The sequence below is a fragment of the Leptospira stimsonii genome (assembly GCF_003545885.1).
Lineage (GTDB): Bacteria > Spirochaetota > Leptospiria > Leptospirales > Leptospiraceae > Leptospira > Leptospira stimsonii.
Genome location: NZ_QHCT01000014.1, coordinates 50001 through 60120 on the forward strand (window position 1 = coordinate 50001; position 10120 = coordinate 60120).

The following is a 10120-nucleotide window of genomic DNA, read 5'->3' on the forward strand; positions in this document are numbered from 1 at the left end:
AATTCCAGGGATTTCGGGTCGGACCGTGTAACTTCGGTTCGGTGATTCCCATCAAAGCAAACTCGGGAACGTTCGTCTGTCCTAAGAAAAGAGTTCCCGCGTTTTTCAATCTACGGACGAACTCCGAATCTACGGGAGAAACATAATTTCGAAACGCTTTCGATCCGGAGCTCAGAGGGGCGCCTCCGATCGCGTGAATAAAGTCCTTGATAAGAATCGGTACTCCTCGAAAGGGACCATCCGGAAGTTTGGACTTGGCGTTCTTTCGAGCTTCTTCGTAAAACCGATGAACGACCGCGTTGAGACCTGGGTTTGTGGATTCGATCCTTTCGATCGCCGATTCTACCAATTCGGCGGGATGAACCGATTTTTTTCGCACCAATTCGGCGAGACCGGTAGCGTCATAATAGGTATATTCTTTGAAAGATTTTGACATGGTCCAACTCCGAAAACAAGAGGAACTCCAAGAAGAATCGCGGGTCAAGATAAAAAGGGTGTTTTTAGGATTCCGAGAAAAAAGGGGTTCTAAAAATGTGGATATACAACCACCGGAAATCCGATCTAATATATAAGAACGGTATTTAAATACAAACAATGGCTTCTACAATTCGCAAAATTCCTTGTCTTATTTTAATCTTTCCTTTCTTGCTCGTTGCGAATCCGGTTTTGGACAACGAATTCTTACGATCGGTTCAGGAAGGAGATCCAAAAAAAACGCAGATCCTTCTCCAAGCGGGGGCGACCGTAGACGCGACCGATTCCCGAGGGAAAACCGCGCTTATGATTGCGGATCACAGACCCGAAGTCGCCGAAGTTTTGATTCGCGCCGGAGCCAACGTAAACGCGCAGGATGAAGACGGAAGTTCCGTCCTCGCAGAAAGCCTTTCGACTCTCTTGGATGTGAAGGTCTTGGATATCGACGACCTTGCAGTCCCGAAACGCCTCATCGAATCCGGGGCTAAGATAGAATATTTGTCCAAGATCGATTCTTCCGGAAAAACGGTTCCCGTTTCTATTTTGAATCTTGCGATTCGACACGGGAATCTTGTACTCGTTCAATTTCTAATCGAAAATCACGCAGACGTAAACTTTGATAAAGGGAATCCGGAAGAATTTCCGCTCTTCCTTGCGTGCGGGGCTGGAACTTCGGCGCAGAACTTTTCGATCGTAGAAGTTTTATTGAAGAATAACGCAAAGCCGGATTATACGAGTCGACTGCACGAGACGATCGTGGATGGAAAAACGATTCAAGTAGGAGCGGATAACGCGCTTCATTTCCTTTCGGAAGAATCCGAGCTCGATACACGAATCGTTGATCTTCTCGTAAAGTCCGGAACCAATCTAAACCATAGAAACGCGGAAGGGATTTCTCCTCTTCTCCAAGCGATCCTTAGGAAAAGAGTAGGCTTGGCTCAAAAACTTCTGGAACTTGGAGCGGATCCGTCTCTTGCCGATATTCACGGAAGAACTTCATTAGAAGAAGTTCGAAGACAAAAAATGGATTCTCTGGAAGTCCTCATATTAAAGCGACTTGGAATCAAAGAGAATCCGGATCGAATCTCTCAGTAAGAATATTTTCTTTTCAAAAACAGTAGTTGACGGTCGATTTGATCCGCGTCCTAATATCGATCGAAAACCTTTTTTCCTTTTTAGTCGAGGGTCTTCGTCCGACGTTTTGGAGAATCCTTCGAACTTATCCTAATACTTTTCTTTGACCGAACGACTTCTCTTCCTCAAGTATCGAATCGTTTCGTTTCTTCCCTTTTGATCACTTAAGAATTTTAAAATGGATTCGAGCTTACTTTCGTTTTTAGAATTTCGTGCAACGTTATCTCACAGAGTTCTTTAAAATAACCGCAATTCACAATATATGAATTTTTCCTCTTAAAAAAAACGAAATCGCGGAGATTTTGAAACTACTCTGGAAAGAAATTATCAAAACATATTTTTAATACTCGATTTGTATAAATTCATCAGTCATTTTGATACCGAAAGAAGAAAGGAATTCGAGATGGGAGGAAAAGAAGCGGGAACATTTGATTCAGAATTAACTTCAATGATCCGTTTTCATGATTCGAAAGCGCAAATACACATGGTTTGAATCGGATTTAAGTCTTCTGAATTTTTTTAACCAAGTGGACAAAGTGAAAAACCGAACTTGTTTCCATTTCGCTTAATCTTTTTGTATACACCTCCACAGAAAATAGGAACCTGTTGAAGAACTCCCATTTTATAGAATGACTTATAGTATACTCCTCGTCACCTAATTGCCGTAATACTATCTAAATAATTTACTGGTTGTTCGCTTCTCAGGATCTGAAATTTTTGTCTTTAACACACGTTAACTTGAAGAGTCGTGATTGTATGAAGAAAATTGCATTCGTTCAAACGGCTAAAGAATTGGAATTGCACGGTATAAATGTCTCAAGAGGCAAATCGAAAAATAAAAAATAAGTTTCTAGGACAGTTTTTTACTCCCGAAAAAGTAGCGGATTTCCTGGTGGATTGGGTTCTCGGTGCGGATCGTATCACATCGCCTGAAAATTCCAAACGTATTCTCGACCCAGCAATTGGGAACGGAGTTTTCTTTTCGAGCCTTCTTGAAAAGCGACCGGATATGAATGCGGAATGGATCGGTTTTGATCTCGATCTTCAGTGTTTGGAATCCAGTAAAAATACGCTAGAAGACAAAATATCTCTTCACGGTTCTCTTCAATTCTTCGACCAAGATTTTCTTTTACAAACCTCCGATCAAAAATTCGACGTAATCCTTTGTAATCCGCCGTATAAAAAAATAAGCGATCGGACTTACTCTCAGGAATTGAATAAGCGGTTCGGCGGAGACTTGGAAAAAAAACTTCCGGGTACGGCGAATCTTTACGTATTCTTTCTATTAAAATGTTTGAATATGCTCAATGTAGGAGGAAGAGCCGCGTTTCTGGTGCCGCAGGATTTTTTTAATTCCGGTTACGGAGTCTTTATCAAAACCGCGCTTAAAAAATCGGGTCTTCTTCATTCTCTTTTTCTTCTTTCTCCTAAAGATAGTCTCTTTGACGAAGCTGTGACGAGTTCTTGTATTCTTCTTCTGGAAAACTCGGGAAAAGAAAAGAAGTCGGGGTTCCATTGGGCGAGACTAAAGCCCGGATTCTTTACGGATAAATCGAAGCTGATTCCAGGCGCCGTAGAATCGATCGAAACCGAATGGATTCCATTTCCGGAGCCGGAGGCGAAGTGGAGTCCCATTTTTCACAGTATGGAGAAGAGGACGGATCCATTAGAAAAAGGAGATATTTTTAACGGACATTCTTCCGATTTTCGAGTTCCTCTTTTGGAATTCGGCAAGTTTACGCGGGGAATCGCGACAGGAGACAACGATTTCTTTCTCTTTACGAAGTCGATGGTCGAGGAATCCGGGATCCCAGAAAAGTTCTTCAGAGCCTGTATTCCGAAATCACAATATGCAAGAAATAGAATATTCTTATATTCTGATTGGGAAGAACTAAGTAAGAAAGGCGCAAAAGTGTGGCTTTTGGACGTTAAAAACGAGCTGAATCCGAAAGATTCCGAGGCTGTTCAAAAATATCTTGAGAGCGGACTGACAAAAGGTGTCAATCGAAGGTTTCTTCCTTCCCGAAGAAGGAATTGGTATACCCAGGAGGCAAAGTCTTCCTGTCCGATTCTTGCATCCAGTTTCCATCGAAACGAAATCCGCATCGTTAGAAATTTTAGCAACGTCGTTCATCTGACTTGTTTCCACGGATTCACTTCGGCGCCGGGGATGGAGGAATGGGTAGACGCGGTTTACGCGTATTTGATTTCTTCCGATTCGAAAAAGGATTTGGAGACAAGAAGAAGAGAATATGCAAGGGGACTCTGGAAAGCGGAGCCGGGAGATCTCAATTCTCTCTGGGTTCCGGACTTTAGGAGATTGAACGTAGTCCTGCACACTGAATTAAAGAACCTTGTATCCGATCTCAAAACGACGCGCCTTTCCGTTGAAAAAGAAGCACATATCATTCAAAGAATTGATTCTATTTTTAGTAAAGAATTGATATAAAGATCTCATTCTAACTTCTTTCCTCCTGATTCCGTTCCTTACGATTGCGAATCCTTCGTCAATTCATTGAACGAATGAAAGACAGAGAATCGAATGATCGGAAATCTTCTTTTCCAAAGGATCGAAACCCTGTTTTTGTTTGCAGAAAGATCCATTCAATTTATAGAATATACGGAACGCCCTTTTTTCGAAAACGAATCGAAGATTCGTCGTCATTTGATTCCGCTTTTTTTAATACTCCTTTGCGCTTGTCAAAAGATTTTGATTGAGGAAGGGGATGAAGAATTTTTCTCTCTTCCGATTAAAGAATCCATACAACCGATCTTCTGCGGTTTTCAACAAGCTGAGAAAAAAAGGAATTAAGAATCGAAAGGACTTCCCGCAATGAAGTTGTCCCGTTTTTTATCCAACTCAAGGAACAAGGATAGAGAAATTTTCGCTTGATCGGTGGGAGATTCGAAATCAATCTTTGCGAAAGGTTCTTCTATGTTACAACCGTCCACCCTTGATTTTCTAAAAAAATTAGCGAAGAATAACAACAAGCCTTGGTTAGAAAAAAATAAATCCCACTTTATCGAAGCAAAGGCCGATTTCGAAAATCTCATTACGGAACTTGTAATTGGTCTCGCAAAAGTGAATCCTTCTCTGGCAGGGGTAGATCCCAAAAAATGCATCTTTCGAATTTATAGGGACGTCCGATTTTCAAAGAACAAGGAGCCGTACAAAACCAATTTTGGCGCGAGTATCGGGGCCGGCGGGAAAGATCTAGGGCGTCCACTTTTTTACATTCATATTCAACCCGGGAATCAATCGTTTATTGCCGGCGGTCTTTACATGCCGGAACCGAAAATTTTAAGAAAAGTTAGAGAAGCTATTTTAGAAAATTCGAATGCATTTAAGAAAGTGGTTCAGGAGAAGAAACTCGAAAAAGAATTCGGCACTCTTTCCGATATGAGACTAAAAACCGCGCCGCGCGGATTTTCTAAGGATCACCCGGATTTGGAATGGATTCAATATACGAGTTATATCGTGGAAAAAAGTCAAAGCGACGCGGATGTTCTTTCTAAACATTTCATTCAAAATACGATTTCTTCTTATAAGATTCTTCAGCCGTTTCTGAATTATCTCGACAAAACGATTTAATTCTTATCGAGTTGACTTTTCCGTTCGATGGATTTCGTTCCATTGAGCCGGGCTTTATGGTAGGGTTTTCCGTTCAAAATTCGATTCGTTCTGTAGTCTTTTGGAGTAAGAACGAGATGGCTCTCATTTTTCTCGTCCATCTCGTATTTCTGTCCGAAGTTTGTCCGCTCGATTCTGTATCCTGATCCGTTCACCTAACGTGCGTTCGGTGGCTTTTTTTGTTTTCTACCACTAAAAAAAGAAGAAAAACAATATACCTTGGAAGGGACAAAGCGGCGTTTTAGGTTTGATCTTCCGCAAGTACGATCAAGGTATCTTCCGGTTTGATAGAAAATTGAGTATCTTTGGGAGGAATCAGATGAACCCCGTATCCTTTTTCCTCCTCCTTTTCTTCCGAGGCGATCCTGATTCCAAAACAGGTTTCCCCGCGTTTGAGAGCGGCGTTTACGCAGTCCGCGAAGGATAGAATCTGAGAAGGATTTTCGAAATAGAGGGAAACCGGTTTGAGATAAATTTCGCTTCCTTCCGGGCTGAAAAGATTCTCATAAACGCGCATAACGTCCGGTTCTTGGGATACCTGAGCCATCATCTTTGATACGAATTGATTGGAAATCAGGAAGTCTTTGACACCGGTTTCCAAAACGATCTCGGTATTTTCCGAGTTCATAATCTCAGTGATCAACTGAGTCGTCGGTTGGTTTCCGGTCTTAAAGGCATATCTTTTGAAATATTGACGGAAACGAAGAAGTAAAGAAATCGTCTGTGCGTCGACTTCCTCTATGTTTTCTTTTTCCTCCGCTAAAAATATCACCGAATCGTAAGATTCGGGAGCGAGCCGTTTCATTACGGATTCTTGGGAAAGATCGGCTTGAAAGGAGCGTAACGTGATTTTCGGATATTTTTTCTTGAGACGAACGACCGAACTCTTAAAGTCGTCGTCGATCTGTTTTACGAGAAGGTCGATCGTAGAACCCGGAGCGACGAACTTGGCGTATTCTTCCACGATGAGCGGGCTTTTAGAATTCCAACCAACGATCAATTGTTTGTCGATCGGGTTTGAACGTTTCTTTTTAGGAATTTGGAAATCCCTCGGATTCGCAACTGCGTTGTCGGCGTATAAAATTTTGGAATCGTCTTCCGCTAATAAGACGGCGTCCTCTCCGTTTCCGGGAACATAGTTCGCGGGAGGATTTAAGAGGATGTCTCCGTCTTCTTTTCGAAATCCCAAGGGAACGGATTCGTTAAACCGAAATGAAATTTCTTGAAACGGCAGACCGTTCCAACCGTTTTTCGGTCTATAAAAATAGATTTCGTCTCCTTCGAAGCCGACTAAGTTCGAATAAACGACCGCAAGTCCGGAGGTTCTTGAAGTTTGTACGAGAAGTTTTGCGAGAATATTTCTTTCATCCATCACCTGAATCGAAGACGAAAGTTCTTGAGCGATTTGACGATTTTCCTCTCCGTACAGTTCGGCGACGATCGGAGGGAGTTCCTTGTCCTGTCCCAAGGCGACTAACGCCATTAAGGACTTCAATACTTTTGCGTCTCCGATGGATCTTCCTTCCTTGGATTCTTCGTCCCCGGAAGCGTTCAGAACGATTACCGACTTAGCTTCCCCCGCGTTCACTTTTCTTAAGGAATGTAGACTGGACGGAGTCCCGGAACGTGTGATAACCTTCGTCGTTTTACGATCGGTAAGATTGTCCGCTAAATAGTCGTCCATCAATTCCTTGTCCTCTTCCGCTAAGATGACGACTACGGCTCTGGATTCGGACGAATTCGCTTCGATCAGTTCCTTGAGGATTTCGACGACTCTGACTCCGAAACCGAGAATGATCGTATGATCGGATTCTAATACGTCGCTCTTTCCCTTTCTCAGATCTTGAATTTTCTGATCGAATTGATTGGTAATAAACGCCACTAAACTCGAAAAGAGAACAAGTCCGAGGAACACGGTAAGAATTCCGGAGACTTTATTGAACCAGTTTGATTCTCCGTCTTCTGCGACCGCGCCCGCGTCGGAGATCTGCAAGAACACCCTCCAAAGAAATTCTCCCTTTCCTTGAATCGATTCGTCCGGAAAGATCCATCCACCTAACACGCGTAAGATCGATAACGTTAAGAATGCGATTAAGAATAAGGTGATCAAGGCCGCAAAGACCGCGCCGCCTCCCTTGGACATAAAATTGTCGAAATGATAACGAAGTTTATCGGAGAATTTATGTTTTGATTTCATGCCGGTGAATGGAAATCCAAGCCTCGAATTTATCAAATGGAAAATAATTTCTTTTCGGAAAAATCAAAAATTCTTTCTTAGATCGCCGAAAGAAAAAGAAGCAAGGAAAGAAAAAGGCAGAGAGGCGAGTAGTATTTGGTATCGTATTCGGCGAAAGGAGTTCCCTTTACGCTTTTGAAAAAGCCTACCAAGCGAAATTCTCCGATGGAACGGAGAAGAAAAAGGAAGGAGAGAAAGAAAACGCCGTCACGAAATAGGAATTTTGGAATTCCAAGAGGGTTTTCGAGAGTTAGGCCGATCGGCAGAAAGGCCGCCAAGCAGAGTAGGATCCCGACGATCACGGTCGCGAATTTACCGGGTTGAAACGCGAGTTTTCCGTTTATCGCGGGGACCACTTTGTTACCGCTCGTTTGACCTCTCGACAACCAATAGAAATGGATTCCGGACAAGAAGAAAAGAATCAGACCCGCGATCCAAGAAAGAAATGGTTGTAGAGAAGTCATTGAATTGTGTTCTTCTCTTCCTATTGAAGAAAAAAGTCTCCGATCGGCGAATCCGGGTTTTGATTCTGATAGAGTTTGACGAGAAGTCGGGCGAGTTCCTTCTTTTCGTCCTCGGTAAACCCTTTGTAGAGATTGTTTACCAATGATCGGGAAATACCGAGAAGGACCGGTCGCACGGAATATGCTTTCCGCGTCAGTTCCAAATGTACGATCCTCTGATCGTCTGAGTCTCTCGTTCTTTCCACAAATCCTAGGGATTCCAATTTGTCCACAAGGGCGGTTAACGTGGACTTATCCCGATTGATCATCTTGGCTATCTCTTGCATCTGCGCTCGTTTTTTCTTTACGAGGGCGAACAGGATATCCGCGTGGGTCGTTGTAAGCGCACCCAAACCTTTTTCTTTCAACTCAGAGTTGAGGTGCCTGTGAAATTCGTCTCGAATTCTCGAGACCATATAGATGATCAGTCTAGGACTCATATTTTACCTAATTTTAGAAATTTTTTTCCATCAGGCAAATTGATATAGATAGATTACCTCTCCGACCGCGGCCGCTTTTGTGGATCCTTCGGTTTCAAAAGTCATCTTCAGAGTCATTCTCGCCGTACCTCTAAGGTCTTTTAGCTCGATCAACTCCGCTCTGATTCTCAACTTGCTTCCTACTTTTACGGGTTCTAAAAACCGAAGTTTTTCCATTCCGTAATTGATCCCCATCTTAATATTCTTTAATTCTAATATTTGAGACAAGAGGTAGGGTGCCATGGAAAGAGTAAGATATCCGTGTGCGATCGTAGTGCCGAAAGGAGATTCCTTTGCCGCTCTTTCGGGGTCCGTATGAATCCACTGATGATCCAGAGTCGCATCTGCAAACCGATTGACTTGTTCCTGGGTGATCGTGTGATAATCGGAAACCCCGATTTCTTTTCCGGTATAGGCTTCTAATTCCGCAAAACTGGATAATACTACTTTAGCCATGTTGTTCTCCTTTACTCCGTTTTTTGTTTTAATCTATTTGTCAGTTGTTCGAAAATTTCAGATTCTAAATTGGAAAGGTCAAAGCTGTCTTGGAGGCCCAGAGCTTTTCCCGAATACATCGCCTTCCAGACGATCTCTCCGTTTTCGACGTCCATCGCTTTTACGGTCAATTCCAAGATCGCGTTGCCGGATGCGGTTCCATAATCCGTGAAGTCCGTAAAGACGGCGACGTCGCCTTTGAGAAGTTTTGCGATCTTGATTCCCTTTTCTTCGCTAAAACCCGATTCGTTTTCCAAGGTAGAACGAAACTGTTTTTCCGCGTTGTATCTTTCCTGCACCTTTCCGCCGTAATTTAGAATCGCGAGTTCTAACTTTTCAAAACTCCTAGATTCTACGAATTTTCTCTGATCTGCATTCTGATCTTTTAAGAGCCAACCCGATCGAATCTGAATCGGAAATACGATGTGTTTCGTTTTTTTTTCGGGAGTAAAACCCCGTCGAACAAACACCGTTCCGAAGATGGAATTTTTGGAAGTAGAACATCCGATAATGAGAAGAAAGATTAGAATCAGGGCGATCGGAAAACGATAACAAGAAAGAAGAATGTTCTCTTTTCGAGAAAAGGGATCTGCGTTGTATGCGGCGAACAATTCGTTTTCCTTTGTCGGGACCTTTCCTAGGAGAAGCCAGCGGTTCGATTTGTCCATCTGTTTTTTGTCAAACTAATTCGGCCGTTTCGATGATGTGAAAAATCCAGTCAGAGAAAATTTCCATCAATCCGCGCGCATGGAATACGTCTTTTCAGGTTATAAATTCTATGCTCTCGCTTTCGTTTTTTTAAATGACTCCTCATTTCTCTCGAAGAAAAGATTCGAATCTGCTGAAATAGTACAAAGAAGTACAAAGAAGGTTTCGTTCCTTCTTTTAGCTCTCCTGGATTCTTTTGATTCTCTGTTTCAATTAGAAACGTAGGTTTTTTTGAAGGAGTTCCGGAAACAAGCGTAGGTCGTGTTCTGCGACCTCGGTTTTATTTTGCTTTTTCCGGCTTCGTTTGGAAGCCGCGTTAAAGAACTAATTCAACCTCATTCTCTACGGATCGCTGTTTTTCCAACTTCGTTGGAAGCCACTCACTTCGCTTTCGCTGTTCGTTGGCTATTTCGCTCTCTACGGATCGCTGTTTTTCCAACTTCGTTGGAAGCCACTCACT

General features: G+C 42.7%; 9 protein-coding genes (1 of these 9 running past the window's edge). 3 read left to right on the forward strand and 6 right to left on the reverse strand.

Annotated elements, in window-relative coordinates:
• A protein-coding gene (locus DLM75_RS23200) for an amidase (RefSeq protein WP_118970904.1) crosses the window boundary here: on the reverse strand, positions 1-436 show its beginning. The gene continues 1049 nt to the left of window position 1, outside the view; 436 of the gene's 1485 nt are visible here — the first part of the coding sequence; the start codon lies at positions 434-436; the stop codon falls past the left edge of the window.
• Positions 437-594: 158 nt separating this feature from the next.
• Between DLM75_RS23200 and DLM75_RS23205 the strand changes: the two genes are divergently transcribed.
• The 3 genes from DLM75_RS23205 to DLM75_RS23220 all read left to right on the forward strand — a co-directional run bounded on the left by DLM75_RS23205 (position 595) and on the right by DLM75_RS23220 (position 5200).
• Complete coding sequence (locus tag DLM75_RS23205) at positions 595-1569, forward strand: ankyrin repeat domain-containing protein (protein ID WP_118970894.1); 975 nt, start codon at positions 595-597, stop codon at positions 1567-1569.
• 850 nt (positions 1570-2419) lie between these two features.
• Complete coding sequence (locus DLM75_RS23210) at positions 2420-4057, forward strand: N-6 DNA methylase (RefSeq protein ID WP_118970895.1); 1638 nt, start codon at positions 2420-2422, stop codon at positions 4055-4057.
• 486 nt (positions 4058-4543) lie between these two features.
• On the forward strand, positions 4544-5200 hold the full coding sequence (locus tag DLM75_RS23220) for a DUF2461 domain-containing protein (protein ID WP_118970897.1): 657 nt from the start codon (positions 4544-4546) through the stop codon (positions 5198-5200).
• A gap of 280 nt (positions 5201-5480) precedes the next feature.
• On the opposite strand, the gene DLM75_RS23225 is transcribed toward DLM75_RS23220, so the two are convergent.
• The 5 genes from DLM75_RS23225 to DLM75_RS23245 all read right to left on the reverse strand — a co-directional run bounded on the left by DLM75_RS23225 (position 5481) and on the right by DLM75_RS23245 (position 9620).
• The gene (locus DLM75_RS23225; protein WP_174715111.1) at positions 5481-7436 is read right to left on the reverse strand and encodes a CASTOR/POLLUX-related putative ion channel; all 1956 of its coding nucleotides are present in this window, start codon (positions 7434-7436) and stop codon (positions 5481-5483) included.
• 77 nt (positions 7437-7513) lie between these two features.
• Complete coding sequence (locus tag DLM75_RS23230) at positions 7514-7939, reverse strand: DUF3995 domain-containing protein (RefSeq protein WP_118970898.1); 426 nt, start codon at positions 7937-7939, stop codon at positions 7514-7516.
• A 20-nt stretch (positions 7940-7959) separates the two neighbouring features.
• A complete protein-coding gene (locus tag DLM75_RS23235) occupies positions 7960-8418 on the reverse strand; it encodes a MarR family winged helix-turn-helix transcriptional regulator (protein ID WP_118970899.1) in 459 nt (152 codons plus the stop codon).
• 30 nt (positions 8419-8448) lie between these two features.
• A complete protein-coding gene (locus DLM75_RS23240; protein WP_118970900.1) occupies positions 8449-8913 on the reverse strand; it encodes a MaoC family dehydratase in 465 nt (154 codons plus the stop codon).
• An 11-nt stretch (positions 8914-8924) separates the two neighbouring features.
• Positions 8925-9620: a M26 family metallopeptidase gene (locus DLM75_RS23245; RefSeq protein ID WP_118970901.1), complete on the reverse strand. Its 696-nt coding sequence runs from the start codon at positions 9618-9620 to the stop codon at positions 8925-8927.
• Positions 9621-10120 lie beyond the last annotated feature (500 nt).

Excerpts from the sequence above, each read along its gene's own strand:
- DLM75_RS23205 (WP_118970894.1), top strand. The coding sequence starts at position 595 with ATGGCTTCTACAATTCGCAAAATTCCTTGTCTTATTTTAATCTTTCCT.
- DLM75_RS23210 (WP_118970895.1), top strand. The coding sequence starts at position 2,420 with ATGTCTCAAGAGGCAAATCGAAAAATAAAAAATAAGTTTCTAGGACAG.
- DLM75_RS23220 (WP_118970897.1), top strand. The coding sequence starts at position 4,544 with ATGTTACAACCGTCCACCCTTGATTTTCTAAAAAAATTAGCGAAGAAT.
- DLM75_RS23225 (WP_174715111.1), bottom strand. The coding sequence starts at position 7,436 with ATGAAATCAAAACATAAATTCTCCGATAAACTTCGTTATCATTTCGAC.
- DLM75_RS23230 (WP_118970898.1), bottom strand. The coding sequence starts at position 7,939 with ATGACTTCTCTACAACCATTTCTTTCTTGGATCGCGGGTCTGATTCTT.
- DLM75_RS23235 (WP_118970899.1), bottom strand. The coding sequence starts at position 8,418 with ATGAGTCCTAGACTGATCATCTATATGGTCTCGAGAATTCGAGACGAA.
- DLM75_RS23240 (WP_118970900.1), bottom strand. The coding sequence starts at position 8,913 with ATGGCTAAAGTAGTATTATCCAGTTTTGCGGAATTAGAAGCCTATACC.
- DLM75_RS23245 (WP_118970901.1), bottom strand. The coding sequence starts at position 9,620 with ATGGACAAATCGAACCGCTGGCTTCTCCTAGGAAAGGTCCCGACAAAG.